General features: G+C 62.5%; 26 protein-coding genes. 7 read left to right on the plus strand and 19 right to left on the minus strand.

The features are described from left to right. The first annotated feature begins 590 nt into the window (after nucleotides 1-590). Complete coding sequence (locus tag AC1DLT_RS26295) at nucleotides 591-1,082, plus strand: hypothetical protein (protein ID WP_477488718.1); 492 nt, start codon at nucleotides 591-593, stop codon at nucleotides 1,080-1,082. 137 nt (nucleotides 1,083-1,219) lie between these two features. Here AC1DLT_RS26295 and AC1DLT_RS26300 read toward each other — a convergent pair whose 3' ends face one another. The 5 genes from AC1DLT_RS26300 to cysG form a co-directional block, all read right to left on the minus strand. Continuing rightward, complete coding sequence (locus AC1DLT_RS26300) at nucleotides 1,220-2,047, minus strand: ferredoxin--NADP reductase (protein WP_477488719.1); 828 nt, start codon at nucleotides 2,045-2,047, stop codon at nucleotides 1,220-1,222. 147 nt (nucleotides 2,048-2,194) lie between these two features. After that, a complete protein-coding gene (locus AC1DLT_RS26305) occupies nucleotides 2,195-2,704 on the minus strand; it encodes a DUF934 domain-containing protein (protein WP_477488720.1) in 510 nt (169 codons plus the stop codon). Then, the gene (locus AC1DLT_RS26310; RefSeq protein WP_477488721.1) at nucleotides 2,705-4,378 is read right to left on the minus strand and encodes a nitrite/sulfite reductase; all 1,674 of its coding nucleotides are present in this window, start codon (nucleotides 4,376-4,378) and stop codon (nucleotides 2,705-2,707) included. Nucleotides 4,379-4,385: 7 nt separating this feature from the next. Then, a complete protein-coding gene (locus AC1DLT_RS26315; RefSeq protein ID WP_247139022.1) occupies nucleotides 4,386-4,700 on the minus strand; it encodes a DUF2849 domain-containing protein in 315 nt (104 codons plus the stop codon). Then, nucleotides 4,697-6,151 carry a siroheme synthase CysG gene (gene cysG / locus AC1DLT_RS26320; RefSeq protein ID WP_477488722.1) on the minus strand — a complete coding sequence of 485 codons (1,455 nt, stop codon included), beginning with the start codon at nucleotides 6,149-6,151 and terminating at the stop codon, nucleotides 4,697-4,699. Before cysG ends, AC1DLT_RS26315 begins: the two co-directional genes overlap by 4 nt. 235 nt (nucleotides 6,152-6,386) lie before the next feature. Here cysG and AC1DLT_RS26325 point away from each other — a divergent pair, with 235 nt between their 5' ends. From AC1DLT_RS26325 to AC1DLT_RS26335, 3 genes are all read left to right on the plus strand, one after another. After that, nucleotides 6,387-6,965 carry a deaminase gene (locus AC1DLT_RS26325; protein ID WP_477488723.1) on the plus strand — a complete coding sequence of 193 codons (579 nt, stop codon included), beginning with the start codon at nucleotides 6,387-6,389 and terminating at the stop codon, nucleotides 6,963-6,965. A 24-nt stretch (nucleotides 6,966-6,989) separates the two neighbouring features. Continuing rightward, complete coding sequence (gene mazG / locus AC1DLT_RS26330) at nucleotides 6,990-7,823, plus strand: nucleoside triphosphate pyrophosphohydrolase (protein ID WP_477488763.1); 834 nt, start codon at nucleotides 6,990-6,992, stop codon at nucleotides 7,821-7,823. 74 nt (nucleotides 7,824-7,897) lie between these two features. Next, nucleotides 7,898-8,587 carry a methyltransferase family protein gene (locus AC1DLT_RS26335; protein WP_477488724.1) on the plus strand — a complete coding sequence of 230 codons (690 nt, stop codon included), beginning with the start codon at nucleotides 7,898-7,900 and terminating at the stop codon, nucleotides 8,585-8,587. A gap of 24 nt (nucleotides 8,588-8,611) precedes the next feature. On the opposite strand, the gene AC1DLT_RS26340 is transcribed toward AC1DLT_RS26335, so the two are convergent. The 10 genes from AC1DLT_RS26340 to dusB form a co-directional block, all read right to left on the minus strand. Further along, nucleotides 8,612-9,631: an acyltransferase family protein gene (locus tag AC1DLT_RS26340; RefSeq protein WP_477488725.1), complete on the minus strand. Its 1,020-nt coding sequence runs from the start codon at nucleotides 9,629-9,631 to the stop codon at nucleotides 8,612-8,614. 135 nt (nucleotides 9,632-9,766) lie between these two features. Continuing rightward, nucleotides 9,767-11,140, minus strand: a complete 1,374-nt coding sequence (gene hflX, locus AC1DLT_RS26345) for a GTPase HflX (RefSeq protein ID WP_477488726.1) — start codon at nucleotides 11,138-11,140, stop codon at nucleotides 9,767-9,769. 43 nt (nucleotides 11,141-11,183) lie between these two features. After that, nucleotides 11,184-11,426, minus strand: coding sequence for an RNA chaperone Hfq (gene hfq / locus AC1DLT_RS26350; protein ID WP_007757453.1), 243 nt, complete (start codon nucleotides 11,424-11,426; stop codon nucleotides 11,184-11,186). Between the two features lie 106 nt (nucleotides 11,427-11,532). Next, nucleotides 11,533-12,396 (minus strand): D-amino-acid transaminase, encoded by an 864-nt coding sequence (locus tag AC1DLT_RS26355; RefSeq protein WP_477488727.1) that lies wholly within the window; start codon nucleotides 12,394-12,396, stop codon nucleotides 11,533-11,535. 30 nt (nucleotides 12,397-12,426) lie between these two features. Beyond that, nucleotides 12,427-13,803 (minus strand): Trk system potassium transporter TrkA, encoded by a 1,377-nt coding sequence (trkA, locus tag AC1DLT_RS26360; protein ID WP_477488728.1) that lies wholly within the window; start codon nucleotides 13,801-13,803, stop codon nucleotides 12,427-12,429. A gap of 20 nt (nucleotides 13,804-13,823) precedes the next feature. After that, nucleotides 13,824-15,188: a nitrogen assimilation response regulator NtrX gene (ntrX, locus tag AC1DLT_RS26365; RefSeq protein WP_038542664.1), complete on the minus strand. Its 1,365-nt coding sequence runs from the start codon at nucleotides 15,186-15,188 to the stop codon at nucleotides 13,824-13,826. Continuing rightward, complete coding sequence (locus tag AC1DLT_RS26370; protein WP_477488729.1) at nucleotides 15,178-17,451, minus strand: sensor histidine kinase NtrY-like; 2,274 nt, start codon at nucleotides 17,449-17,451, stop codon at nucleotides 15,178-15,180. The genes ntrX and AC1DLT_RS26370 overlap by 11 nt, the downstream gene beginning before the upstream one ends. A gap of 222 nt (nucleotides 17,452-17,673) precedes the next feature. Further along, nucleotides 17,674-19,125 (minus strand): nitrogen regulation protein NR(I), encoded by a 1,452-nt coding sequence (ntrC, locus tag AC1DLT_RS26375; protein WP_038542662.1) that lies wholly within the window; start codon nucleotides 19,123-19,125, stop codon nucleotides 17,674-17,676. Beyond that, a complete protein-coding gene (locus AC1DLT_RS26380) occupies nucleotides 19,122-20,270 on the minus strand; it encodes a two-component system sensor histidine kinase NtrB (protein ID WP_038542660.1) in 1,149 nt (382 codons plus the stop codon). The genes ntrC and AC1DLT_RS26380 overlap by 4 nt, the downstream gene beginning before the upstream one ends. Beyond that, nucleotides 20,267-21,286 (minus strand): tRNA dihydrouridine synthase DusB, encoded by a 1,020-nt coding sequence (gene dusB, locus AC1DLT_RS26385; RefSeq protein WP_477488730.1) that lies wholly within the window; start codon nucleotides 21,284-21,286, stop codon nucleotides 20,267-20,269. The genes AC1DLT_RS26380 and dusB overlap by 4 nt, the downstream gene beginning before the upstream one ends. Nucleotides 21,287-21,444: 158 nt before the next feature. Here dusB and AC1DLT_RS26390 point away from each other — a divergent pair, with 158 nt between their 5' ends. After that, nucleotides 21,445-22,665 (plus strand): bifunctional 2-C-methyl-D-erythritol 4-phosphate cytidylyltransferase/2-C-methyl-D-erythritol 2,4-cyclodiphosphate synthase, encoded by a 1,221-nt coding sequence (locus tag AC1DLT_RS26390; protein WP_477488731.1) that lies wholly within the window; start codon nucleotides 21,445-21,447, stop codon nucleotides 22,663-22,665. Continuing rightward, nucleotides 22,662-23,165, plus strand: coding sequence for a CinA family protein (locus AC1DLT_RS26395; RefSeq protein WP_477488732.1), 504 nt, complete (start codon nucleotides 22,662-22,664; stop codon nucleotides 23,163-23,165). The genes AC1DLT_RS26390 and AC1DLT_RS26395 overlap by 4 nt, the downstream gene beginning before the upstream one ends. Here the strand turns inward: AC1DLT_RS26395 and AC1DLT_RS26400 are convergent. Both AC1DLT_RS26400 and AC1DLT_RS26405 read right to left on the minus strand, forming a co-directional pair. Then, nucleotides 23,156-23,623 carry a type II toxin-antitoxin system RatA family toxin gene (locus AC1DLT_RS26400; RefSeq protein WP_247037347.1) on the minus strand — a complete coding sequence of 156 codons (468 nt, stop codon included), beginning with the start codon at nucleotides 23,621-23,623 and terminating at the stop codon, nucleotides 23,156-23,158. The genes AC1DLT_RS26395 and AC1DLT_RS26400 overlap by 10 nt on opposite strands. Nucleotides 23,624-23,632: 9 nt before the next feature. Next, nucleotides 23,633-24,223: a P-loop NTPase family protein gene (locus AC1DLT_RS26405; protein WP_477488733.1), complete on the minus strand. Its 591-nt coding sequence runs from the start codon at nucleotides 24,221-24,223 to the stop codon at nucleotides 23,633-23,635. Between the two features lie 303 nt (nucleotides 24,224-24,526). Here AC1DLT_RS26405 and AC1DLT_RS26410 point away from each other — a divergent pair, with 303 nt between their 5' ends. Beyond that, nucleotides 24,527-24,712 (plus strand): hypothetical protein, encoded by a 186-nt coding sequence (locus AC1DLT_RS26410; protein WP_007758868.1) that lies wholly within the window; start codon nucleotides 24,527-24,529, stop codon nucleotides 24,710-24,712. Between the two features lie 22 nt (nucleotides 24,713-24,734). Here the strand turns inward: AC1DLT_RS26410 and lipA are convergent, their stop codons facing one another. Next, a complete protein-coding gene (gene lipA / locus AC1DLT_RS26415; RefSeq protein WP_038542647.1) occupies nucleotides 24,735-25,709 on the minus strand; it encodes a lipoyl synthase in 975 nt (324 codons plus the stop codon). Between the two features lie 37 nt (nucleotides 25,710-25,746). Next, nucleotides 25,747-25,992: a GlsB/YeaQ/YmgE family stress response membrane protein gene (locus AC1DLT_RS26420; RefSeq protein WP_038542645.1), complete on the minus strand. Its 246-nt coding sequence runs from the start codon at nucleotides 25,990-25,992 to the stop codon at nucleotides 25,747-25,749. Between the last annotated feature and the right edge of the window lies 1 nt (nucleotide 25,993).

Below are 25,993 nucleotides of genomic sequence, written 5' to 3' on the forward strand. Positions count from 1 at the left end.
TCCGTCGCGGATACACCGGCAGGCGTGCCGGCGAGGCGGGACCGGCGCGGACGTCAAGGGCAAGACGCAAAACCTTGGCGTTCGGGTTCGCGGAAAATGGTCTCCCTCCGGCGACGCGGGACGGATGAGAAGCTGTCGGACCGACTTCTTGTTTCGTTTTCCGTCATGGTGCGTCGGGCGTGCCTGTGAGGCACACAGGGTGATGGGGCCGCGTCGTGCGGCGTCCGAGGGTTTTTCAAAAACCCGGATTGTGCGGCGCAGGTGGAAGACGATGTCGGGCGGCAGTCATGGCCTGCGGCATCCTGGTCTGCGAGCGTGCATGACGCCCTCTTCGGAGGGGCACGCAACCGTTCCCACAACCCCCGTCATCGCAGAGGGACCGAAGCAGCGGATATTAACCGCCGAACGGGGCGCTGAGAGGTGTCACTTATTACTTATCTTACGAGGCAGCTTTCAGCGCCCCGTCCGATCCTCGGGTCTGGCTTTGCTCACCCGAGAATGACGAAAAGAAACCGAGGATCGCCAAGGGAGGAGTGTGTCCGGTGGATCCCGCCCTTCCCGTCCATATGCCGAGACAGACCGAGGAACCCATGGCCACAAAGCGATTGCCCGAACAACCACGATCCAGCGAGCGGCCTGCACCGCTCGAAGACCGCATCAGCCGCCGCCTCGCCGATGCTCTCGGCATGCCGCAGATCTGCCGGCGCCGCGCGTGCCGACGCACCGGACATTGCGCCGCCGAAGTCTCCACCGCGGGCGAACCCGCCTGCATCAGCGTCCTGCAGGATTGTCATCGCGAATTGTTTATCGTCCAGAAACGGATCGCCGCCCTCTGCGCCGAGCGCTTCTCCGCGCGGCGGGGTCTGCCGGGAGTGGTCGACCCTGGACAGTCTTTCATGCTGAGGCAGGGCGCCTGCGCAGCCGTCTCCGCGCTTTGCGACAGCCAAGCGGTCCGCCCCGCGGTTCGGGGATGGCTGCGCCGCATCCGCCTTCCTCCACCCGCCCCGCCTCCCCGCAGCATCGCGGGAGCCTTCGAGAGGTTCGGCGAGTTCCTGCCGGAGGAGGACGATGGGGGGCAGTAGAGGGAGTGGATCGGGGCGGTGAGATGGTGCAGGGGCCGCGTATACCGCACCGCCCCCGGCCCTTCGCTTTGGCTCAGGGCGTTCGTCACTGCAATCGATTCACTGGATCGATTGCTCGGGCTGCGCCCGACCGTTCCTCACCCTACAAACGCCCTTTCGATGACGAACTCGCCGGGCTTGTTGTTGGAGCCTTCCACGAGGCCGGCCCTTTCGAGCAGGTCCTTGGTGTCCTTCAGCATCGCGGTCGAGCCGCAGATCATGCCGCGGTCGACGGCCGGGTCGAGCGCGGGGACGCCTAGATCGGTGAACAGTTTGCCGTTCTCGATCAGGTCGGTGATGCGGCCGCGATATTTGAAATCCTCGCGGGTCACGGTCGGGTAATGCTTGAGCTTGTCCCCGACGATCTCGTGCAGGAACTCGTGGTTGTTGATCTCGTGCACCAGGTCAAAACCGTATTTCAGCTCGGCGACGTCGCGGCAGGTATGGGTGAGGATGACCTCGTCGAACTTCTCGTAGGTCTCGGGGTCGCGGATGAGGCTGGCGAAGGGCGCGATGCCGGTGCCGGTCGAGAACATATAGAGCCGCTTGCCGGGCGTCAGCGCGTCGAGCACCAGCGTGCCGGTCGGCTTCTTGCGCATCAGCACCGTGTCGCCGGGCTTGATCAGCTGCAGGTGCGAGGTCAGCGGGCCGTCCGGCACCTTGATCGAGAAGAATTCCAGCTCCTCGTCCCAGGCCGGGCTGGCGATCGAATAGGCACGGTAGACCGGCTTGTCGCCGACCATCAGCCCGATCATCGCGAACTCGCCCGAACGGAAGCGGAAACCGGCCGGCCGGGTCATGCGGAAGCGGAACAGGCGGTCGGTATAATGCTCGACGGCAAGCACCGTCTCGGCATAAACGCCGTCCGGGATCTTTGCCTGAACCTGGGCCACTGCGAATTCTTCCGTCTTTGCTGGAGCGTTCATGCCTATCGGTCTCTTCGTCTCGTCGTTCTTCGCAGAAGCGAAATATACCATCTGGTCCCGCATTTGAAGGCATCCGCGTGCCTTTGTCGCGGGTCTTTCAGAAAATATGTGCGGGAAATTCACCTTTCGGCCGGTCGTTCCCCGGCCTCAGGCCGTCACGGTGCGGCGCCGCCAGCTGTAGCCCTCGCCCTTTTCGGCGTGGCGGGCCGTCGGCTGATAGTGCTCGGCGATGCCCGGCAGCCGGCCCTCTTCGAGCCGTTTCAGCGCCGTGGCGTTCTTCACCGAAAAGCTGTCGATGCCACAGCGCAGCATCAGGGGGATCTGGTCGATCAGCACGTCGCCGACCGCGCGCAGCTCGTTCCGGTAGCCAAGCCGGTCGCGCAGCAGCGAGGCATGCGAAAAGGCGCGGCCGTCATTGAAGGCCGGGAAATCCACCGCGACGATCTCGAGGCGGTAGAGATAGGGTTCGAGCTTGCGCACGTCGTCCGCCGGGCGGATCAGCACGCCGAGGCCGACGTCGTTGCTCTCCTCGGCGCGGGCGATCATCTCGTCGAGCGGCAGCAGCACCTTCTGGTCCTCGGTCGCCTTGACCTCCTCGGTCTCGATCACCCAGGGATCGTTTTCGACGAAGCCGGTTTCTCTCCAGAGTCTGGTCATTTACGCAGCCTCCGCCTTGGCATCGCCATAGAGCGCATCCTTGAAAGGCTGCGGCCCGACGCGGCGGTAGGCTTCGAGGAAAGTCTCTTCCTTCGAAGAACGAAGGCCGAGATAGGTATCGACGATCGTTTCCACGGCGTCGGTCACCTTGTCCGGCTCGAAGCCGCGGCCGATGATTTCGCCGATCGAGGTATTTTCATCCCCGGAGCCTCCGAGTGTGATCTGATAGAGTTCGGCGCCCTTCTTCTCGACACCAAGGAGACCGATATGGCCGACATGGTGGTGGCCGCAGGCATTGATGCAGCCGGAAATCTTGATCTTCAGCTCGCCGATTTCCGCCTGGCGTTCGGCCGCGCCGAAGCGGGAGGAGATTTCCTGCGCCAGCGGGATCGAACGGGCGTTCGCCAGCGCGCAGTAGTCGAGCCCGGGACAGGCGATGATGTCGGTGATCAGGCCGGCATTGGCGGTCGCGAGATTATGGGCGACCAGCGCGCGGTAGAGCGGCTCGAGATCGGCCAGCGCCACATGCGGCAGGATGACGTTCTGCTCGTGGCTGATGCGGATCTCGTCGAAGGCGAACTCTTCCGCCAGCTCGGCGATCGCGTCCATCTGCACGTCGGAAGCGTCGCCCGGAATGCCGCCGATCGGCTTCAGCGAAATGGTCACCATGCCGTAGTCAGGATGTTTGTGCGGTTTGACGTTCTGGTCGACCCAACGGGCGAAATTCTCGTCGGTCTTTTTCCAGCCGGCCAGCTGCGGCCAGCCTTCGGCGCGGTCGGCCAAGGCCGGCGGCGCGAAATAGGCGGCGATCGCCTGGATGTCCTTCTCCGGCAGCTTCAGCTCGGTGCCCTGCAGATGGGAGAATTCCTCCTCCACCTGGCGGGCCAGTTCCTCGGCACCGGTCTCGTGGACGAGGATCTTGATGCGCGCCTTGTATTTGTTGTCGCGGCGGCCGTGCAGATTGTACACGCGCATGATCGCGGTCGTGTAGGAGAGCAGGTCTTCCTCTGGAAGGAAATCCTTGATCTTCTTGGCGATCATCGGGGTACGCCCCTGCCCGCCGCCGACATAGACGGCAAAACCAATCTCGCCGTCCTCGTTCTTCTTCAGGTGCAGGCCGATGTCATGCACCTGGATCGCGGCGCGGTCGCGCTCGGCGCCGGTGACGGCGATCTTGAATTTTCTGGGCAGATAAGAGAATTCCGGGTGGACCGAGGACCACTGGCGCAGGATTTCGGCATAAGGCCTGGGATCAGCGACCTCATCGGCGGCAGCACCTGCGAAATGGTCGGCGGTGACGTTGCGGATGCAGTTGCCCGAGGTCTGCAGCGCGTGCATCTCGACGGTCGCGAGATCAGCGAGGATATCCGGCGTGTCGGAAAGTTTCGGCCAGTTATACTGGATGTTTTGGCGGGTGGTGAAATGCCCGTAACCGCGGTCGTATTTGCGGGCGATATGGGCGAGCATCCGCATCTGCCTAGCATTCAGCGTCCCATAGGGGATCGCGACGCGCAGCATGTAGGCGTGAAGCTGGAGGTAGACCCCGTTCATCAGGCGCAGCGGCTTGAACGCGTCCTCGGCCAGCTCACCGGCGAGGCGGCGGCCGACCTGATCGCGGAACTGCTCCACGCGGCTCGAAACAAAAGCGTGGTCGAATTCGTCGTAACGGTACATGACTTCCTCAAACTGCGATGAAGGCCGGATCGGCGGGGCGGTAGCCGGCAGCATATTCCATGGTCGGGCCCTGGGCACGAATACGTTCGCGAAGACGCAGCGGCCAGAGCTTGCCGTCCTGCTCCTGCACGTCGATGACGGCAACGTCAACCACCCGGTTCTGCGCAAAATCGCGCTTGCCGATCGCCTCCAGCGAGGCCACGGCCTCGGGATGCCGGGCGACGATCGCATCCTGCAGGTTTTCCACCCATTGGCCGCTCGCATCGAGCCAGACGGCGATGCCGTCGGAAAGGCGGTTGGCGGTCAGAACCTTGTCGGTCATCTTGTCTGTTCCATTTCCTCGCGAACCGGAATCCTACTATGAGAAAGCGGTTCGGACTTTTCGAAATTCGCACCGGCGACGGCTTCGCCGATGATCACCATGACCGGGCCGCAAAGGTCGTCGCGCGCTTCCAGGTCCGGCAGCTCGCGAAGAACGCCGTGGAAGAGCCGGCGGTCGGCGCGGCTGGCATTCTCGATCACCGCGACCGTGGTTTCCGGGGCAAGGCCGGCGCCCATCAGGCGTTCGGCGACGGAGGCGGCAACGGTGCGGCCCATATAGACGGCGATCGTCGCGCCGGAAATCGCAAGGCTCGCCCAGTCGGGCAGGATATCGCCGGTCAGGTCATGGCCGGTGGTGAAGATCAGCGACGAGGCGACGCCGCGCAGCGTCAGCGGCAGCTCGAAATCGGCGGCTGCGGCAAAGGCGGAGGTGATGCCGGGTACGATCTCGTAAGTGACACCGGCGTCGCGAAGTGCCGCCATTTCCTCGCCGGCGCGGCCATAGACCAACGGATCGCCGGACTTGAGGCGCACGACGCGCTTGCCTTGACGGCCGAGCCTGACTAGCAGCTTGTTGATTTCGTCTTGAGACTTCGAATGGCAGCTTTTGCGCTTGCCGACCGACAAGCGCTCGGCATCGCGGCGGCCCATGTCGACGATCGCCTGCGGCACCAGCGCGTCAAAGACGATCGCGTCGGCTTCCATCAGCACGCGCTGGGCACGCAGCGTCAAAAGGTCCTCGGCGCCCGGGCCGGCGCCGACCAGCCAGACATGGCCCGCGGCGCGACCGGTGGTCGACAGCAGCGCATTGGCCGAGCGGCGGGCGGTGGCGATATCGTTGGCATCGACGGCGCTTGCGACATCGGCGGAGAAGAAACGACGCCAGAAGATGCGGCGCGACACGCCGCGGGGCACCAGGCGTTCGGCGGCGTCGCGATATTCTGCGGCGAGACGGGCGAGAACGCCGAGCGACGGTGACAGCATCTGGTCGATGCGGGCACGGATCATCTGGGCGAGAACCGGGCCGGCACCTTCCGTACCGATGGCAATGGCGACCGGCGCTCGGTTGACGAGGGCCGGCGTGTAGAAATCGCAGAAATCGGGCTGATCGACCGCGTTGGCGGGAATTTTTTCAGCGCGGGCGGCAATGACGATCGCACGATCCAGTGCGGCGTCGCCGGTGGCGGCAAACACCATCACCGCGCCCTTGACCTGATCTGCGAGCTGATCCGGCGAAAAATCCGAATGAACGGTGTCGATGCCCTGAGCGGCCAGCCAGCCGGAATAGTCCGCATCAGGTGCGGAGACGTAAGCAACGATCTCCGCATCGGTGTTGCGCAACAGCCGGGCCTTGGCATAGGCTTCGTCACCATTGCCGAACACGACAACGCTCCGTCCGCTCACGCGGAAGAAAGCCGGGAAGACCGACAGGCGTTGTTGGCTCGGAGACATGCGGGTATCCTGAATCATATGCTGGCACTATCCACAATAACGCATCGGAATTGAAGGAATGGATATGCAAACTGGATTGCGAGCCGGTATTTCTGTTTTACGATCAACCGGTTCTTGAGCAAAAGCCACCGCAAACGATATTTCTCCAGTATTTCTGTAGACTAAAGTGTTTTTTGCCCCGATCGGCTTGTTGCGCGCCATAAACTGCCTAGACACCTTGCGATAAAGAGTTCCCATGACAATTGCCGCCTGCCTTCTCGACGTCATCGAAAACGACATCCTGCCCTTGACTGAAAAGGGCGTTGCAGCCGGCAACAAGGTTTTCGGCGCGGCGATCCTCAAGAAATCGGACCTGTCGCTGGTGATCGCAGAGACCAATAACGAACTCGAGAATCCGCTCTGGCATGGCGAAGTGCACACGCTGAAGCGCTTTTACGAAACCACACGAGATCTTCCCACCAAGGATCTGATTTTCCTCTCGACTCACGAACCATGCACGATGTGCATGTCGGCAATCACCTGGGCCGGCTTCGACAATTTCTACTATTTTTTCAGCCACGAGGATTCGCGCGACGCCTTCGCCATCCCGCATGACCTGAAGATCCTCAAAGAGGTTTTCGGCCTGGAACCCGGCGGTTACCGGTGCAACAACGCCTTCTGGCATTCCTACGCAATTGCCGACCTGGTCGAGAGCGAAGGCGAGCCGCTCCGTGCCGGCCTCAAGACCCAGACCAGCCGGATCAAAGCCCGATATGACGGGCTTTCCGGCGTCTACCAGTCCAGCAAAGACAAAAACACGATTCCGCTCGCCTGACATCCGGCATTGAAGGACAAGATGATGGAAGCATCGAAGGATATTTCGCGGCTGATCGAGATCATGGCGGCGCTCAGGACACCCGTCACCGGCTGCCCATGGGACCTCGAACAGAATTTTTCGACCATCAAACCCTACACGATCGAGGAGGCCTATGAGGTCGCCGATGCGATCGAGCGCAATGACATGGACGATCTCTGCGAGGAGCTGGGTGACCTGCTGCTGCAGGTCGTCTTCCACGCCCGGATGGCCGAGGAAGCCGGCGAATTCTCCTTCGGCGACGTGGTGCAGGCGATCACCAAAAAGATGATCCGCCGGCATCCGCATGTCTTCGCCGTCTCCGACGCTGCGACGCCGGACGCGGTGAAACTGCAGTGGGACGACATCAAGACTGAGGAGAAGCGCGAGCGGGCCGACCGGCGGGCACGGCGCGGTATTACCGAGGATTTCAAGCTCGGATACCTCGGAAGCGTCCACCGCGCCCAGCCGGCGCTGACGGAGGCGCTGAAGCTGCAGCAGCGGGCGGCGAAGGTCGGCTTCGACTGGTCGGCGGCCGAACCGATCCTCGACAAGATCGAGGAGGAAATCGGTGAACTGCGCGAGGCTCTGCGTGACGGACGCCAGGACAAGGTCACCGACGAACTCGGCGATCTGATCTTCGCGCTGGTCAATATCGGCCGGCATGTGAAAGCCGATCCGGAAGAGGCGCTTCGCGGCACGAATACAAAATTCAGGCGGCGGTTCAATTATATAGAAACGTCTCTTCAACAATCGAATGAGACGCTGGAGGCTGCCACGCTGGAACGCATGGAAGAACTCTGGCAGGCCGCCAAGGCGATCGAACGGAAGCTCGACTGACAGTCCGGCCCGCCCTCTTGATCGCCGCGATCAGAGAGTTATCTACATTTCGCTCACCAGATCGGGATAGTGACATGCAGGAGCACAGCAATCGGCTCGGCGTCCGAACGACCAAAGTCACCGCAATCTTCATCGCCTTCCTGGCAATCCTGATATTTGCTTGCGCGGGCACATTGGACTACTGGCAGGCTTGGCTCTACCTGGCGAACTTCACCGCCTGGACGATCGGGACCGGCTGGTATGTGGTGACGCACAGCCCCGAACTTGCCGAGAAACGGCTGAGTGCCGGGCCGGGTTCGGAGACGCAGCCGGCGCAGAAGCGCATCCAGGCATATAACAGCGTGGTGATCATGGCGCTCTATGTGGTCTCCGCTCTGGATTACCGCTTCTCGTGGTCGTCCACGCCGGTTGGCCTCGTCGTCATCGGAAACATCCTGACCGCCCTCGGGTTTGCGGGCTGTCTCGCCGTCTTCCGGCAGAACTCCTATGCCTCTGCGACTGTGGATGTTCAACCGGGCCAAAGGGTCGTCTCCGAAGGCCTCTACGGTCTTGTGAGACATCCGATGTACAGTTCCGCCCTCCTTCTTTTCGCAGGCGCCCCGCTTGCACTCGGTTCCCTCTGGGGACTGGTACTCGTGGTGTTTATCGTCGGCGGGCTGGTCGCCCGCCTGATCGACGAGGAAAGACATCTGCGGGCCGAATTGCAGGGCTATGCCGCTTATTGCGAGCGCGTGAGATACAGGCTGGTTCCGGGGGTCTATTGAGCCGCTGCTTTCCGGAGATGCTCTCTACGCCGTTCGGCCAGCGGTGACGACTTTCTCCATGCGGTTCTGGAAAAAGCGATTGAGCGCTGTTCGGGAGGGTTTTTCCACGAGGTAGAAGCTGACGAGCGCGACAAGCACGGCAGCCAGCAGCAACAACGGAGTTGGAGCCGCTCCCTCGCGATAGAGTTTGTAGAAAGGCTGCTGCCACAGATAAAGCGAGAAGGACCACAGGCCCGCATAGGTGAGCATCTTGGCGGACAGGATTTTGCGGAAGACCAGAGCCGCACTGTCGATCGTGGTGATCGACAGTGCCAGCATGGCGGTCGACAGGCCAAAGGAGACGACCTGAAAGGGCATCCCCTTCGCCACGACCGCAATCAGCAGCGCCAGCGGCGAGACCCACCAGGGGGCCTGGCGGTTGCGCAGGAACAGCCAGAGACCGCCGGCCATGAATATGCCCGCGACAGAAACGTCGCTGCGCCAGTGGGTATAAAGAACGCTTGCGCCGAGCTCGGTGCGGATGATGCCGTTCAGCATGGCCGCAGCGCCAAGCGCGATGACCAGGGCGGCGACCGGAAACAGTCTGCGGCGGGACAGGAAGGCGATGCCTGCCAGGAGAATATAGGCGTGCTCCTCGACGCACAGCGACCACAGGTGATCAAGCAACGCCACCGGATGGGTATAGACCATCGCGTAGTTGATCGTAAACGTCAGCGCCAGCAATGCCGCGACAGGGCCATGCGAGATCTCGCTACCCTGGAAAGCAAGCGTGGTGATGACCACGAATGCGAAGAGAGCCGGATAGATGCGTGAGAAACGCCTGAAGAAGAAGGTCGGCAATTCTGCCCGCTTGACGAACAGGATTTCGGACATCAACCGGCCGGACAAGACAAAGAATAGGTCTACACCGAATGTACTGAACCCGGGCTTGAAATCATCCAGCCAGAAATGGCCGACAATCACGAAGATGACCGCAATACCTCGCCATCCGTCAAGATAGTCCAGATGTTTTCCGGTCTCTTCGTGCGGCTGACTCTGTATCATTACGCCACCCTTGTTGCCGGCCCGTGAATGAGAACTGCGGGAATCGTGGCCGTTCTCGTCGGCTGATGTTGCACCGCAAAAAACGGGCAACATCATGGCGCTGCCGCCCGGCGCCAAGTCACGTAACCGGGCTTCCTATCGTTCCCAGTCTTCCTTGTCCGCTTTTGGACCATTGCCGAGCTTGCGCTCGAACTCGGCAGCCTCGGCTTCGGACATGCGGACGTCCAGGGTCACCGAACCGTCCTCGTTGTCCTCGCGGCCGTCGACGACGGCGTTGCCGTAGATCCACGAGACGAGGCCGAGCTTTTCCGGCGGGATGGTGATCGAGGTTTCGGTGAGAACGCCGGAAAGGCGTTTCGAAATCTCGTCCATCAGGGGCTCGACGCCCTCGCCCGTGATCGCCGAGACCGCCATGACGTTCTCGCGACCGAGGGCGCGTTCGGCGATCGCCTCGTGGGCCTCCGGATCGAGCCGGTCGATCTTGTTCCAGACCTCGATGATGCGGGCGGCCGCTTCCTTCTCGTCGATGCCGAGATCGGCAAGGATGCGCATCACGTCGCCGGCCTGGGCGGCATTGTCCGGGTCGGACATGTCACGCACATGCAGGACGAGATCGGCTTCCAGCACCTCTTCCAGCGTGGCGCGGAAGGCGGCAACTAGATGGGTCGGCAGGTTGGAGATGAAACCGACCGTATCGGAGAGGATCACCGTGCGGCCATGCGGCAGCTTCATGCGGCGCAACGTCGGATCGAGGGTGGCAAACAGCATGTCTTCGGCGAGCACGCCGGCACCGGTGATGCGGTTGAACAGCGTCGACTTGCCGGCATTGGTATAACCGACCAGCGCCACGATCGGGTGCGGCACCTTGCGGCGTTTGGCGCGGTGAAGCTGGCGGGTGCGCACGACCTGTTCGAGCTCGCGCTCCAGCTTGACGATGCGCTCCTGCAGCAGCCGGCGGTCGGCTTCGATCTGGGTTTCACCGGGGCCGCCCATGAAGCCGGCGCCACCACGCTGGCGTTCAAGGTGGGTCCAGCTGCGAACCAGACGGCCCTTCTGGTAGTTGAGATGCGCCAGATCGACCTGCAGCGTGCCTTCCTTGGTGGAGGCGCGGCGGCCGAAGATTTCGAGGATCAAGCCGGTCCTGTCGATGACCTTGGCCTGCCATTCCTTTTCGAGATTGCGCTGCTGCACCGGGGTCAGCGGATGGTCGACGATGACGAGGCCGGCGTCGTGCTCGTCGAGCAGCGTCTTGATTTCCTCGATCTTGCCGCTGCCCATCAGCGTTCCCGGACGCGGCTGGCTGATCGGCACGATCAGGCCCTGGGCGATCTCCAGGTCGATCGCTCGTGCCAAGCCGATCGCCTCTTCGAGGCGGGCTTCGTTAGAGCGCTGCGGTGCGGGTGCCTGACTTGAGTCGCCCTGCCCGGCCTTCGACCGTGCCTGCTTGAGGACCGGCACGATGACGAGCGCACGCATGTCGTCCCGGCGCTTTTCAGCCTCCGGGACCATGGATTCGTTGGAAGTATCGCGATTTGAAATCTGTTCTGTCCTGTTAGGCGGCGTTCTCTTCGGTTTCGAACATCTGCATGGGCTGGCCCGGCATGATGGTCGAGATCGCGTGCTTATACACGAGCTGAGAATGGCCGTCACGGCGAAGCAGGACGCAGAAGTTGTCGAAAGAGGTCACGACACCTGTCAGCTTGACCCCATTGATCAGGAAAATCGTCAGGGAAATCTTCTGCTTGCGAACGGTATTAAGAAATAAATCCTGCAGGTTCTGAGAACGTTCCGCCATAGCGCCGCTTCTTTCTTTTTTGCCGGCCAATAGCCGGGATCATGATCAAGCTTGATAAGAGGCGACCGGAAAGCGCCCCGTGCTTCCCTTCCCCGATGTTTGACTATCAAATCGCCGTCTTTTCCGCAACGTCGAAAAAGGTGTCGCGAATACTTGACGACACTGTGCCCGGATGGCCGTTGGCGACGGGCTTTCCGTCGATTTCGACGATCGGCACGCAGATCCCGGTGGCGGAGGTGAAAAACACCTCGCGGGCGGCCAGCATCTCTTCCGTCCTGAACTCGCGCTCGACGACCTTGAGATCGAGCTTCCTTGCGACGTCGATGAGCGTCGTGCGGGTGATTCCCTTCAGGATGCCGTGTTCGGCCGGGCGGGTGACGAGCTCGCCATCCGGCGTGACGATCCAGACATTGGAGGACGCGCCTTCCATGACGATGCCGCTGCGGTCGATGAAGATGGCGTCCTGGGCACCGGCTTCCTTCGCCTGCTGCTTGGCGAGCACGTTCGGCAGCAGGCCGACCGTCTTGATGTCGACGCGGTCCCAGCGGTTCTCGGGCAGCGTGATCACCTTGATGCCGTTTGCATATTTCCTGGCGGCGGCCGAGGGATCAGTGCTCTTGGCAGTGATGGTGATGGTCGGCGGCGTGCCTTCGGCCGGGAAATAGTGGTCGCGGCGGGCGGCACCGCGGGTCACCTGCATGTAGAAGATGCCGTTCTTGACCCGGTTGCGGCGGAGCACCTCGCGGATGACGAAGGTGAGCGCTGCACGGCTCATGGGCGATGCCATCCTCAGTTCGCTCAGCGAACGGTCGAGGCGGTTCAGGTGGCGGGTCAGGTCGACGATCATGCCGTGACGCACTTCGCAGACCTCGTAAACGCCGTCCGCAAACTGGAAACCGCGATCCTCCACATGCACCGCGGCTTCGGAATGGCGAACATATTGTCCGTTCACATAGGCAATTCTCGACATCGATATCCCCTGCTCTCTTCAGAATGCTGGTCAGAAATACTGGATGGAAACGCGGAAAAGCTGTTCCACATGGCGCACGGCTTCGGCGGCGGCAAAAAGCACGACCCGGTCGCGCGCCTTGATCCTGGTGTCGCCATTCGGGCGGATCACCGCCTCGCCGCGATAGATGGCGCCGATACGGACGCCGTCCGGCAGGTCGAGCTCGCGGAAAGCCCGGCCGACCAGCGGCGAGGTTTCGAGCGCCTCGGCCTCGATGATCTCGGCAGCACCATTCTGCACCGCATAGACCGAGCGGATGCGGCCCTTGCGGACATGTTGCAGGACGCGCGAGATCGTTACGGCGCGCGGATTGATCTGCGCGTCGATGCCGAGCGCGTCGGTGACCTGATGGAAGGACGTGGAGTTGATCAGCACCAGGTTTGACTTGCAGCCGAGCGATTTCGCCATGACCGCGCCGAGGATGTTGATCTGGTCGTTGTTGGTCAGCATCACGATCAGGTCGGTATCCTGGATATCCGCCTGGGTGAGGATGTTCTGGTCGAGCGCCGAGCCGTGTAGCACGATCGTGTTGCGAAGCTGCTCGGAAACCGCCATCGCCTTGTCACGGTCACTCTCGATGATCTTCAGCCGGGTCCTCGGCTGGTGTTCCTCGATGGTGCGGGCGACGTAATAACCGATATTGCCGCCGCCGGCGATGATGATGCGGCGTGCCTCCTGCTCCTCGTGTCCGAACAGGCCGAGCGTGCGGCGAATGTGTTCGCGCTGGCAGATGACATAGGCGAGATCGCCGACCTCGAGCTCATCGGCGGAGCGGGCGACGGTCAGAACACCGTTCCTGAAGATGCCGACTACCGTCGCCATCAGGTCGGGGAAGAGGTCGGAAAGCTGATGCAGGGGCGTGGCGACGACCGGGCAGTCCTCCATGCACTCGATCGCCACCATGGCGATGTGATCCTCGGCAAAGCGGACGACATCGGTGGCGCCGGGAAAGGAGATGCGCCGCAGCACCATCTTGCCGACCTCGATCTCCGGCGAGATCGTCACGTCGATCGACATGTTCTGGCGGCTGAACAGATCGGCATATTCCGGCTTCAGATAGTTCTGGGCGCGGATGCGGGCGATCTTGGTGGGCACGGAGAAGAGCGCCTGCGCGACCTCGCAGGCGACGATGTTGACCTCGTCGTAGAGGGTCACCGCGATGATCATGTCGGCGTCTTCGGCACCGGCCTTTTCCAGCACGTCCGGATGGGCGCCGTGGCCGACATAGCCCTTGACGTCGAGGGTCTCGGTGATCGCGGCGATCAGGGTCGCCGAGGTATCGATGACGGAGACGTCATTGTCCTCCTGAGACAGCCGTTCGGCGATGCCGTAGCCCACCTGACCCGCGCCGCATATGATCACTTTCATGGGTTACGTACCGGCATCGGCTACACACCGAGCGACTTGAGCTTGCGATGCAATGCAGAGCGTTCCATGCCGACAAATTCCGCGGTGCGGGAAATATTGCCGCCGAACCGGTTGATCTGGGCGATCAGGTAGTCGCGCTCGAACATTTCGCGGGCTTCGCGCAACGGCAGCGTCATGATGTGGTAGTCGCCCTTGGCCGACACCTTCGGCAACATGTCGCCAAGGTCGGTTGGCAGCATGTCGGCAGAAATCGGCGAATCCGGGCCGTCGGAGCGGGCGAGGATCATCAGCCGCTCGATATTGTTGCGGAGTTGGCGGATATTGCCCGGCCAGTCGTGGGCCTGCAGGACAGCCATGGCGTCCTCGCCGATCTTGCGGGGACGGATGCCGGCCTGCTCGGAAATCTGGCGCATGAACATATCGACCAGGAAGGGAATGTCCTCGCGCCGTTCGGCAAGCGCCGGCACCTTGACCGGCACAACGGCCAGCCGGTGATAAAGGTCTTCGCGGAACGAGCCGTCGGCGATCAGGCTTTCGAGATTGTAGCAGGTCGAGGAAATGATGCGGACATCCACCTTGACGCGCTTGGAACCGCCGACGCGCTCGAACTGCTGGTCGACCAGCACGCGAAGGATCTTGTTCTGCGTCTCACGCGGCATTTCGCCGACTTCGTCGAGATAGAGGATGCCGCGATGGGCCTCTTCCAGAGCACCGATCTTGCGCGCCTGGCCGGGAGCGCCTTCGGTGCCGAACAGAGCGACCTCCATGCGATCGGGCGTGATCGTCGCCGCGTTCAGCGCCACGAACGGACCGGCGACGCGGGACGAGCGCTTGTGGATCATCCGCGCCACCAGTTCCTTGCCGGAGCCGGAAGGGCCGAGGATCATCACGCGGCTGTTGGTGGGGGCGACCTTCTCGATCGTCTGACGGAGCTGCGAGACGGCAACCGAGGTACCGACCAGCTCGGCGGCGTCGCCGGTGCGCTTCTTGAGTTCGGTCACCTCGCGCTTCAGTTTGGAGTTTTCGAGTGCCCGCTCGGCGATCAGGATCAGACGGTCGGCCTTGAACGGCTTTTCGATAAAGTCGAAGGCGCCGCGCTTGATCGCAGACACCGCCGTCTCGACATTGCCGTGGCCGGAGATCATCACGACGGGCAATTCGGGATGCCGGCTCTTGACTTCGTCGAGCAGCGCAAGGCCGTCGAGCCTGGAGCCCTGCATCCAGATATCCAGGAAGATCAGCCGCGGCACGCGATCGGATATCGCCGCCAGCGCGCTGTCGCTGTCGTGGGCCGTGCGAGTTTCATGGCCCTCATCGGACAAAATACCTGAAACGATATCGCGGATATCCGCCTCGTCATCTACGACCAGAATATCAGACGCCATAAGCCAATTCCTTGTTATTATCCGTTCCCGGCACCGCCACCTGCTCCAGATGCGGCAGCAGCACCCTGATCATGGCGCCTTTGCCATGATCGAAATCGGCGGGGGCATCGTGCAATTCGAGCTGCCCGCCGTGTTCTTCGATGATCTTCTTGACGATCGCGAGCCCCAATCCCGTGCCCTTGTCGCGCATGGTCATGTATGGCTCGAGGATGCGGTGCCGGTTTTCGCTCGGCAGGCCGCTGCCGTTGTCGATGATGTCGACCACGTAGGTGTCGCGCTCCGCATCGTAGACCGAGCGGACCTTGACCTTGCGGCCGTCGCGTTCCTGATCGCTCGGCACCGCCTCGATCGCCTCGACGGCGTTCTTGATGAGATTGCCGAAGGCCTGGCCGAGCATGCGCGCATCGAACATGCCCTTCAGCGGCTCCTCGCCGAGCTCACGGATGAAATCGACATGGGTGGTGCCCATCTCGCGCAGGAAGATCGCGTCGCGCAGGATATCGCGCAGATCGGCCTCTTCCTTGGCGGGTTTCGGCATGCGGGCAAAGGAGGAAAATTCGTCGACCATGCGGCCGATGTCGCCGACCTGGCGCACGATCGTGTCGGTGCACTGGTCGAAGACGGCGCGGTCGTCCTCGGCGATCTGCTTGCCGTAGCGGCGCTTGAGGCGCTCGGCGGAAAGCTGGATCGGGGTAAGCGGGTTCTTGATTTCATGGGCGATGCGGCGGGCGACATCCGCCCAGGCGGTGGAACGCTGGGCGATAACGAGATCGGTGATATCGTCGAGCGTCACCACATAGCTGTCGTGAGCGGCGCGCTGTTCCTCGCGGGTGACCTGAACCGACAGCGTCCGCTCCTTGCCGCCACGCATCAGGTTCACCTGTTTGCGGAATTCGCCGCGGGCTCTGCTGCGCGCCTCGGTGAGGACGTGGTCGATCTCGGGCGCGACATCCTCCAGCTTCTCGCCCATCAGCTTTTCGGCGGGAACGTCCAGGAGATGTTCCGCCGACGGATTGACGATGGTGATACGGCGGTCTTCCTCGACGCCGATAACGGCAGCGGTGACGCCGGACAGCACCGCCTCGATGAAGCGGCGGCGGTCATCGACCTCGTCCTTGGCTTCAAGGATCTCGTCGCGCTGGCTGCGTATTTCAGAAATCATCTTGTTGAAGGTACGCGACAGACTGCCCACGTCGCCATCGGCGGCGCGCACCGGCACGACGACGTTGAGATTGCCGGTCGCCACGCTGTCGGCGGCGCTGATCAGCAGCCGGATCGGGCGGACGATGCGGTCTGCGACCGCGATCGCCGTCCAGATCGCCGCGAGCAGCACGATCAGCGCGAAACCGAGATAGAGCACCGCAAAGGCGATCTGCAGCGATGTGCGGCCGGCCTCCATCGCCTGGTATTCGGCGGTGTTCTCCTCCATCAGCCGCATGGCCGAGATGACCTTCGGATCGACGGCGCGGATCGTATAGAGATAGGAGCCCGGAATGGCATCGAGCTTGATGACGGCGCCGACAAGGTTGGTGACACCAGGCGGGATCAAGGTCGGCTGGCCGGCCGCCGCCGTCTTCAGCGCATCCGCCGGGATCGCCGGCAGCGGCTTTTCGGTCTTGATATCGGCCTGAACGATCGCCTGGCCGTCCTCGCGCACCAGGAAGGCGCCCAGCATGCCGCGGCCCCGCGCCTGGCGGGTCATCAGCTCCACGAAACCGGTACGGTCGAGATAGAACATCGGCCGGTTGCGCTCGAGGTCGTTCGACATCGACACCGTCTGGCCCTGAAGATAGCTGGCATTCTCGAGCATATAGGCGCGGGCGACGTCCTGGGAGGACTGCACGATCGACTGGGTACGCAGCGAGAACCAGCGGTCGAGGCCGACATTGAGCGTGAGGCTGGCGAAGATCGCCACCAGAACCGCCGGGGTGATCGCCACGATCGAGAAGAGCACGACGATGCGGACATGCAGGCGGGCCGCGGCGCGGCCGCGGTTGCGCGCCTTTACCAGCCGGACGATCTCACGGCCGATCAGATACATCAGGCAGAGGATGAAAAGCGAATTCAGCGCAGCCGACGCGATCACCACATTGGTGGTCGGGGCGATCGGGGTCAGACCAAGCAGGATGAACAGCGTCACCGAGGCGCAGATCAAGGCTCCGCCGGCGAGCAGAAGTCCGGGAAGCGCAAACGAGGCGCGCCGGTCCTGCACTGACACCGCTGGCTCGTCTTCGGCCATCGGCGCTGTTACGCCTTCCGTCATCGAATCCACTCCGATCCCCAAAACCCTCGCGGGAGATCATTTCAACCCGGTCAGACCGAGCGAAGCGACAGCCACTTTCCAGAAAAAGGGCCGGCCTACCCCTTCGACGGCCGCCACTCCGTCGAGCACTCACCAAACCCTGCGTGACCTTTAAGCAACGCAATGTGGCGAAAATGCAACGATGAGCGGAAGGTGTCAAGCAGCTGGGAACAAACTAACGTATCAGGCGCCACGAGAGCTGCGATAGACCGAGACACCCAGTTCCCGGATCTTCTTTCGCAGGGTGTTGCGATTGAGGCCGAGGAGATCGGCCGCCTTGATCTGGTTGCCGCGGGTGGCCGTCAGTGCCGCCAGGATCAGCGGATATTCCAGCTCCGTCAGGACACGATCGTAGAGGCCTGGCGGCGGCAGGTTATCGCCGAAGCTCGCGAAATAGGTGCGCATGTTTTCTTCGACGGCTTGCGCGATGGTGAGCGAGCCGTTGCGCGTGCCCATTTTATCGATCGGGCTGTCGGGAACATCCGAGCGCAGCTCCGATTCGATGATCTCGCGGCTCATGACCTCCTGCGGATACAGCGCCATCAGGCGTCGGACCAGGTTTTCCAGCTCGCGCACGTTGCCCGGCCAGGCATAGGCCTTCATGAGATCCAGCGCCTCGGTGTCGAAACGCTTGCCGTCGAGTCCCTCCTTTTCGGCCATCTGCATGAAATGGCGAACGAGATCGGGAATGTCCTCGGCGCGGTCGCGCAAGGGGGGCAGGCGCAGCGGCACGACGTTCAAACGGTAATAGAGGTCCTCGCGGAACAGGCCCTGGTTGATGAGATGCTTCAGGTCCTTGTTGGTCGCCGCGACGATGCGCACGTCGGTACGGATCGGCGTGCGACCGCCGACGGTGGTGTATTCGCCCTGCTGCAGGACGCGCAAAAGACGGGTCTGGGCGTCCATCGGCATGTCGCCGATCTCGTCGAGGAAAAGCGTACCGCCCTCGGCCTGCTCGAAGCGGCCGGTGGAGCGGTTCTGGGCGCCGGTAAAGGCGCCCTTCTCGTGCCCGAAGAGTTCCGATTCGATCAGGTCGCGCGGAATGGCGGCCATGTTGATCGCCACGAACGGACCGTTGCGGCGCTTGCCATAATCGTGGAGCGCGCGGGCGACGAGTTCCTTGCCGGTGCCGGACTCACCGGTGATCATCAGCGTCAGGTCGGTCTGCATCAGACGCGCAAGTACGCGGTAGATTTCCTGCATGGCGGCGGAGCGGCCGACCAGCGGCATGCCGTCCTGCATGTCGTCGTCGAGGCGGGCGGGCTTGCGCTTCGGTTCGGCAAGTGCCCGGCCGATGATGGCGATCAGCTCGGTCAGGTCGAACGGTTTCGGCAGGTAATCGTAGGCGCCCTTTTCGGAGGCCTTGATGGCGGTCATGAAGGTGTTCTGGGCGCTCATCACGAGGACCGGCAGATCGGGCCGCGCCTTCTTGATGCGCGGCAGCAGGTCGAAGGCGTTCTCGTCGGGCATGATCACGTCGGTGACGACGAGATCGCCCTCGCCGGCAGAGATCCAGCGCCACAGGGTGGCGGCATTGGAGGTGATGCGCACTTCGTAGCCCGCCCTGGTCAAGGCCTGGTTCAGAACGGTGCGGATGGCCGCGTCGTCGTCGGCGACAAGGATCGTGGCAGTCATTTTACGTTTCCTGTGGAGTTCAAGGCGCGGCCGTCCATGGCCTCTTCCTTGTGCATGGGCATCAGAACACGGAATATCGTCCGGCGAGCCTGGCTGTCGCATTCAACGATGCCGCCATGGCCACCGATGATCTTGGCGACCAGGGCCAAGCCCAGGCCGGAGCCGTTCGTCTTGGTGGTGATGAAGGGATCGAAGAGATGCGGCACGAGATCGGTCGGAACGCCGGGTCCGTTGTCGATGACGCAGAATTCGAGCGGCAGGGAAATCTTGTCCCGCGTGCCGGCGACCGAGAGCTTGATGCCCGGGCGATAGGCGGTCGTCAGCATGATTTCGCCGTCCGGCTGGTCACCGACGGCTTCGGCCGCGTTCTTGATGAGGTTGAGGAAAACCTGCACCAGCTGGTCGCGGTTGGCAAAGACCGGCGGCAGCGACGGATCGTACATTTCGGAAATCTTGATCTTGCGGGCAAAGCCGGCCTTGGCGACCGCCTTCACGTGATCGAGCACCGAATGGATGTTGAGGGCGATGCGATCGACCGGCCGTTCGTCGGAAAAGACTTCCATGCGATCGACCAGCGAGACGATCCGATCGGTCTCGTCGCAGATCAACTGGGTCAGCGCCCGATCGTCGTCGGGAACCACGCTTTCCAGAAGCTGGGCGGCGCCGCGGATGCCCGACAGCGGGTTCTTGATCTCGTGCGCCAGCATCGAGGCCAAACCGGTCACCGAACGGGCGGCGGCGCGATGGGTGAGCTGGCGGTCGATCTTGTCCGCCATCGAGCGTTCCTGGAAGACGACGACCACTGAGCCCGGCTCGCTGACGACAGGCGCGACATAGAGGTCGACCAGCTTGTCCTGGCCGAGGCGGGGCGACGACAGGTCGACGCGGTACTCGTTGACCGGCGCCTTGCGCTCGCGCACCTGGTCGATCAGGGCAAGCAGCGGGCTGCCGAAGGGGATGAAGGTGGAGATCCTGTTCTTGGCGAGATGGGCGGCACTGGCGCCGAAGAAGGCCTCGGCCTCCCAGTTTGCGAACGCGACCTTGCCCGCCGCATCGACCAGGATCACCGGGTTCTGCACCGAATTGAGGACCGCCATGGCGAGCGCATTGCCGATCGCGGCATCCTGCGCCTGGGACTTGCTCATGCGGCCTCCTTCTGAGCGTCGACGTGTTGCCCGCCAAGCGCTGCTGTCATCCGGCGCGAGACATCGGCCGGGTCTTTCGAAATCATGATGGCGGCCTTTTCTTCGACCGGCAGGCCGGCCGCATAACGGTCGAGATACCAGCCGAGCTGTTTTCGCGCATGCCGGAGGCCGGCCTCGCGGCCGTAAAGCTCCAGCATCGCCTCGTAGTGTTCGACGACCAGGCCGGGGATTTCCGACCTTGTAGGCCCCGCATGACCGGCGAGCCAGCCGACATGCCAGGGCCGCCCCTGCGCGCCGCGGCCGACCATGACCGCATCGGCGCCCGAGCGCGCCAGGATAGCTTGAGCGTCCTCGGGCGATTCGACATCGCCATTGGCGATCAGCGGAATGGAGATCGCGTCGCGCACCGCGCGGATCGCATCCCAGTCCGCCCTGCCCTCGTAGAACTGCATGCGGGTGCGGCCGTGGATGGTCACCAGCCGGACGCCGGCCTGTTCGGCGCGGCGGGCGATCTCCGGCGCGTTGATGGAATTTTCGTCCCAGCCGAGCCGCATCTTCAGGGTCACGGGCACGCTGACGGCGTTGACCGTCGCCTCGATCATGGACAGGGCGTGGTCCGGATCGCGCATCAGCGCCGAGCCGGAATAACCGCCCGTCACCTTCTTGGCCGGACACCCCATGTTGATGTCGATGATATCGGCGCCGTTATCGGCAGCGATTTTCGCGGCTTCCGCCATCGGCTTCGCTTCGCGGCCGGCGAGCTGGACCATATGCGGCGAGATGCCAGCACCCTTCAGCCGCGCCCATGATTCGCCGCGGTTCAGAATGAGCTCACCGCTGGCAACCATTTCCGTCACGACCAGCCCGGCGCCATAACGCCAGGCAAGCTGCCTGAACGGCAGATCGGTGACGCCGGACATCGGCGCCAGGACGACGCGATTGCGAATGGCGACAGGCCCGATCTGAAAAGGCTTGGCAAGATCTTGGAAACTCAAATGATGATCTTTCGGGCACATGAGATAGTTGCACTATTTTTATTCATGTCTCGGGCGTTTGCCAAGAGCAATTCCGGAACTGCGTTATTTTTGAGCGGCATGCTGGAATTCAGGCTTTTGGTCCTATAGTTCTGCGCCTGTCAATCCAAAACGAGTTACGGGTCGAGGACGACAAAGCCATGACAATCGGTTCCATGACAATCGGTATCGTCATCGTCGCCGCAGGCCGCGGGGAACGAGCAGGCTCTCTGCATGACGGTCCCAAGCAGTACCGGCGGATCGGCGACAGACCGGTCATCGCCCATACGCTCGAACGATTTCTGACGTGGCGTCGAAGCGGCCCGATCGTGGTCGTCATCCACCCGGACGACGAGGCGTTGTTTGCGGCGGCAACGGCCGACGTCCAGGGGGCCGCAGGGGTAATCACCACGTTCGGCGGCGAAACCCGGCAGCGCTCGGTCTATGAGGGCCTGCGCGCCCTCTCCGGCACCGAGGCCACCCATGTGATGATCCACGATGCGGCGCGTCCCTTCGTCGATCACGGCGTGCTCGAGCGGGTGGCGCAGGCGCTCGACGAGGGGCAGGACGGCGTGCTGCCGGCCATTCCCGTCAGCGATACGCTGAAGCGCAGCGGTTCCGACGGGCTGGTGCACGAGACCGTGCCGCGCTCCGGCCTCTACGCCGCGCAGACGCCGCAGAGTTTTCTTCTCTCCGAAATCCGCACCGCCCACGAAAAAGCGGCAGCACTGCGCCGCGAGGATTTCACCGACGACGCCTCGATCGCCGAATGGGCCGGCCTGCCGGTGACCCTGGTGGAAGGATCGGTCGACAATATCAAACTCACCGTGAAGCGGGATATCGCCATGGCCGACGAAAAACTCTCGCAGAGCCTGTCCTCGGCCACCCTCCCCGATGTCCGCACCGGCAACGGCTACGACGTGCACCAGCTGGAACCCGGCGACGGCGTGACGCTCTGCGGCGTGTTCATTCCCCACGACCAGAAGCTCAGCGGCCATTCGGATGCAGATGTCGCATTGCATGCGCTGACCGATGCGCTGCTCGCCACCTGCGGCGCCGGCGATATCGGCGACCATTTTCCGCCGTCCGACATGCAGTGGCGCGGTGCGCCGTCGAAGATCTTCCTCGACCATGCGGCAAAGATCGTCCGCGAGCGTGGCGGCACGATCATGAACGCCGATATCTCGCTGATCGCCGAAGCGCCGAAGATCGCCCCACACCGCCAGGCGATGCGCGAAACCCTCTGCGAGATCCTCGGCATTTCGCTCGACCGTTGCTCGGTCAAAGCGACCACCAACGAGAAGATCGGCTTCATCGGCCGCCGCGAGGGCATTGCGGCGATCGCCACGGCGACCGTGGTCTATCGCGGAGATGCTGCGTGAGCCTGTTTCCCGCCGATATCGAGGACCAGGCGCGGCGGATCATCATGGATTTCAGCGCGCGCGGAAAAATGGTCGCGACCGCCGAATCCTGCACGGGCGGGCTGATCGCCGGGGCGCTGACGGAGATTTCCGGCTCGTCCGCCGTCGTCGACCGCGGTTTCGTCACCTATACGAACCAGGCGAAGATGGACATGCTCGGCGTGACAGACGCCGCGCTCGCGACGCATGGCGCGGTGTCGAAGGAAACCGCGCTGCAGATGGTGCACGGTGCGCTGTATCGCTCAAAGGCCGCCGTGGCGGTTGCAGTGACCGGCATAGCGGGACCCGGCGGCGGATCGGCGGAAAAACCCGTCGGGCTGGTGCATCTGGCGGCGAAAAGCCGTTCGGGCAAAGTCCAGCATCGGGAAATGCGCTACGGCGATATCGGCCGCACCGAGGTCAGGCTGGCGACCGTCAGAACCGCGCTGGAAATGCTGGCCGAGGTGGCCGCTCAGGCGTAGATCTTGTCGGCCCGCTTTTCGAAGGCTTCGGCGAACATGCGGAAGGCGCGGTCGAACATCGAGCCCATCAGGGCGCCGAGGATCATGCTCTTGAACTCGTAATCGATGTAGAAATGCACGACGCACCCCTCTGGGCCTGCATTCGGCGAGCCGGCCGCCGCCGGCTCGAAGCTCCAGCGGTTGTCGAGATACTTGAACGGTCCCTCGATATATTTCACATCGATGATCCGCTCGGCCGGATTGAGCAGGACCTGGGTGGTGAAGGTCTCGCGGATCGCCTTGTAGCCGACGGTCATGTCGGCCACGAGCAGCGTCTTGCCGTCACGCTCCTTGGAGGAGCGCACGGTGAGCGCTTCGCAGAGCGGCAGGAATTGCGGATATTTTTCGACATCAGCTACGAGCGCGTACATCTTTTCGGCGCTGTGCTTCACGGGACGGCGGATTTCGAACTTTGGCATGATCCCGAGTTAAGCGCCCGCTCCGATAAGATCAAGAAGATCGCGCATTTCGCGACGGGATTTCAACACCAGAACCGGCTTGCCGGCCGCGTGTGCCGTCAATCCGGCAGCCACGCGCGGGCCATAGACCTTCTCCCAGGTCCAGACGAAGCGGAAGAAATCGAGATCGATCTTCTCCGGACAACCGGGCGCCATTTCCGGACGGGTGCCTCCCCTGTTCATGATCCAGCGGCTGAGAATTCCCCAGACGCATAGCCAGCGCGGCATGCGCACCCAGATGACCAGATCGCTGCGCGGCACGCGAATGTCGAACGTGGAGGTATTGGTGCCATCCATGATCCAGCGTTCGCCGGCGGCCAGCTCGACGATGAGGCGGTGCTGTTCGGGCTTGTCCCGCTGCACCCAGCCCGGCAACCAGAGCACATCGCGGTCGATCGAGATGTAGTTGAGCTCGAAACGGCGGGCGACCTTCTGGGCCAGCGTCGATTTGCCGCCGCCGGAACAGCCGATGACCAGAATTCGGTCGGCACTGGAGACCTTGTCCGCCGCCTCGGCAATTCCCACGTAACGGATCGCATTCACGCCAGATTCCACATCCATGATGATCTCCCGTGAATCAGTCTCGCAGCATCGTGACTGGCGGTAGACGCCGTTGATGACAGGAGGATTTCAATGTCGGGCAGACGGCGCTATAGAGGTCGCCGAATGCGATTGTGACGGAGTCTTGACACGGACGTCAGAGTGACGGGTTCAACCACCGGTCATTTGTCGATGTCAGATGGCATTCAGATTAATAAGATTTAATGTAGGATTCATCCGGTTGTAGTGATCCAGAGTCGCAAGCCAGCGTACAATTGGTATAATCAACCGATAGCAGACCGGGCGCACCCGAAAGAAGCATCCATGGACGATTTCTCGCAGATGATAAAGCTGCTCGAATCCGCAAAGCAGCTTGCAGACATGAACCAGCTTCCCATGCTGGTCTATCTTATTGAAATGGCGAAGAGTGAAGCGCGCGGACACCGTTTCACGCTGCGCGAGCGTCGCCGCGGCCAGGACAAGCACGAAAAGGTTCAGGCAGCCGAATAAGGCTTACGACCGGCTCGCCGCCCTACTCGGCGGCGGCCAGGACTTTCCTCTCGCGTGCAGCCCTGAGGCGAGCGAAATCATCACCGGCGTGATGCGAAGACCGGGTCAGCGGGCTCGAAGACACCATCAGGAAACCCTTGGCATAGGCCACCGTCTCGTAGGACTTGAACTCCTCGGGCGTGACGAAGCTTTCTACCTTGTGGTGCTTGCGGGTCGGCTGCAGATACTGGCCGATCGTCAGGAAATCGACGTCGGCCGTGCGCAGGTCGTCCATCAGCTGCAGCACTTCGTTGCGCTCCTCGCCGAGCCCCACCATGATGCCCGACTTGGTGAACATGGTCGGATCCAGCTCCTTCACCCGCTGCAGCAGCCGGACGGAGTGGAAATAACGGGCTCCGGGGCGCACCGTCAGATAGTTGCCCGGCACGGTTTCCATATTGTGGTTGAACACATCCGGCTTGGCGGCGACGACTCGCTCCAGCGCACCGGGCTTCTTCAGGAAGTCTGGCGTCAGGATCTCGATGGTGGTTGCCGGCGACGCGGCGCGGATCGCCCAGATCACCTTTTCGAAATGCTCGGCGCCGCCGTCGGCCAGGTCATCGCGGTCGACGGAGGTGATGACCACATGGCTAAGACCCATCTGCTTGACGGCCTTGGCGACGTTTTCGGGCTCTTCCATATCCAGCGCGTTCGGCTTGCCAGTCGCGACATTGCAGAAGGCGCAGGCGCGGGTGCAGATCTCGCCCATGATCATGAAGGTGGCGTGCTTCTTGTCCCAGCACTCGCCGATATTGGGGCAGCCCGCTTCCTCGCAGACCGTCACCAGCTTGTTTTCCTTCACGATCGCGCGGGTTTCTTGGTAGCCCTTGGAGACCGGCGCCCGGACGCGGATCCATTCGGGCTTGCGCATGACTTCCTGGTCCGGCCGGTGGGCCTTTTCCGGATGACGGACGCGCTTTTCATCGCCGGATGCGATCGTGTCGAGAATGGTGACCATAAGAACCTGCTTTCAACCGCCTGTATCGCGGGGTTCGTCAGCGCCTGACGAGTTTGGCAAGAAATAGCAAAATGCAGGAGCCGATGAAACCTGCAACCAGGTAACCCAGCCATCCGTCTGCAACATGGATGTTGAACCTGTTGAAGATGCCGTTGGCCAGCACCGCGCCGACAATGCCGATGACGATGTTCATGAAAATGCCGAAACGGACATCCATCAGCTTGCCGGCGAGCCAACCCGCCAGGCCGCCGATGATGATCGCCGCAATCCAACCTACCTGCATG

The organism is Neorhizobium sp. 05N33 (assembly GCF_056397445.1).

Excerpts from the sequence above, each read along its gene's own strand:
- AC1DLT_RS26295 (WP_477488718.1), top strand. The coding sequence starts at position 591 with ATGGCCACAAAGCGATTGCCCGAACAACCACGATCCAGCGAGCGGCCT.
- AC1DLT_RS26300 (WP_477488719.1), bottom strand. The coding sequence starts at position 2,047 with ATGAACGCTCCAGCAAAGACGGAAGAATTCGCAGTGGCCCAGGTTCAG.
- AC1DLT_RS26305 (WP_477488720.1), bottom strand. The coding sequence starts at position 2,704 with ATGACCAGACTCTGGAGAGAAACCGGCTTCGTCGAAAACGATCCCTGG.
- AC1DLT_RS26310 (WP_477488721.1), bottom strand. The coding sequence starts at position 4,378 with ATGTACCGTTACGACGAATTCGACCACGCTTTTGTTTCGAGCCGCGTG.
- AC1DLT_RS26315 (WP_247139022.1), bottom strand. The coding sequence starts at position 4,700 with ATGACCGACAAGGTTCTGACCGCCAACCGCCTTTCCGACGGCATCGCC.
- cysG (WP_477488722.1), bottom strand. The coding sequence starts at position 6,151 with ATGTCTCCGAGCCAACAACGCCTGTCGGTCTTCCCGGCTTTCTTCCGC.
- AC1DLT_RS26325 (WP_477488723.1), top strand. The coding sequence starts at position 6,387 with ATGACAATTGCCGCCTGCCTTCTCGACGTCATCGAAAACGACATCCTG.
- mazG (WP_477488763.1), top strand. The coding sequence starts at position 6,990 with ATGGAAGCATCGAAGGATATTTCGCGGCTGATCGAGATCATGGCGGCG.
- AC1DLT_RS26335 (WP_477488724.1), top strand. The coding sequence starts at position 7,898 with ATGCAGGAGCACAGCAATCGGCTCGGCGTCCGAACGACCAAAGTCACC.
- AC1DLT_RS26340 (WP_477488725.1), bottom strand. The coding sequence starts at position 9,631 with ATGATACAGAGTCAGCCGCACGAAGAGACCGGAAAACATCTGGACTAT.
- hflX (WP_477488726.1), bottom strand. The coding sequence starts at position 11,140 with ATGGTCCCGGAGGCTGAAAAGCGCCGGGACGACATGCGTGCGCTCGTC.
- hfq (WP_007757453.1), bottom strand. The coding sequence starts at position 11,426 with ATGGCGGAACGTTCTCAGAACCTGCAGGATTTATTTCTTAATACCGTT.
- AC1DLT_RS26355 (WP_477488727.1), bottom strand. The coding sequence starts at position 12,396 with ATGTCGAGAATTGCCTATGTGAACGGACAATATGTTCGCCATTCCGAA.
- trkA (WP_477488728.1), bottom strand. The coding sequence starts at position 13,803 with ATGAAAGTGATCATATGCGGCGCGGGTCAGGTGGGCTACGGCATCGCC.
- ntrX (WP_038542664.1), bottom strand. The coding sequence starts at position 15,188 with ATGGCGTCTGATATTCTGGTCGTAGATGACGAGGCGGATATCCGCGAT.
- AC1DLT_RS26370 (WP_477488729.1), bottom strand. The coding sequence starts at position 17,451 with ATGACGGAAGGCGTAACAGCGCCGATGGCCGAAGACGAGCCAGCGGTG.
- ntrC (WP_038542662.1), bottom strand. The coding sequence starts at position 19,125 with ATGACTGCCACGATCCTTGTCGCCGACGACGACGCGGCCATCCGCACC.
- AC1DLT_RS26380 (WP_038542660.1), bottom strand. The coding sequence starts at position 20,270 with ATGAGCAAGTCCCAGGCGCAGGATGCCGCGATCGGCAATGCGCTCGCC.
- dusB (WP_477488730.1), bottom strand. The coding sequence starts at position 21,286 with ATGTGCCCGAAAGATCATCATTTGAGTTTCCAAGATCTTGCCAAGCCT.
- AC1DLT_RS26390 (WP_477488731.1), top strand. The coding sequence starts at position 21,445 with ATGACAATCGGTTCCATGACAATCGGTATCGTCATCGTCGCCGCAGGC.
- AC1DLT_RS26400 (WP_247037347.1), bottom strand. The coding sequence starts at position 23,623 with ATGCCAAAGTTCGAAATCCGCCGTCCCGTGAAGCACAGCGCCGAAAAG.
- AC1DLT_RS26405 (WP_477488733.1), bottom strand. The coding sequence starts at position 24,223 with ATGGATGTGGAATCTGGCGTGAATGCGATCCGTTACGTGGGAATTGCC.
- AC1DLT_RS26410 (WP_007758868.1), top strand. The coding sequence starts at position 24,527 with ATGGACGATTTCTCGCAGATGATAAAGCTGCTCGAATCCGCAAAGCAG.
- lipA (WP_038542647.1), bottom strand. The coding sequence starts at position 25,709 with ATGGTCACCATTCTCGACACGATCGCATCCGGCGATGAAAAGCGCGTC.
- AC1DLT_RS26420 (WP_038542645.1), bottom strand. The coding sequence starts at position 25,992 with ATGCAGGTAGGTTGGATTGCGGCGATCATCATCGGCGGCCTGGCGGGT.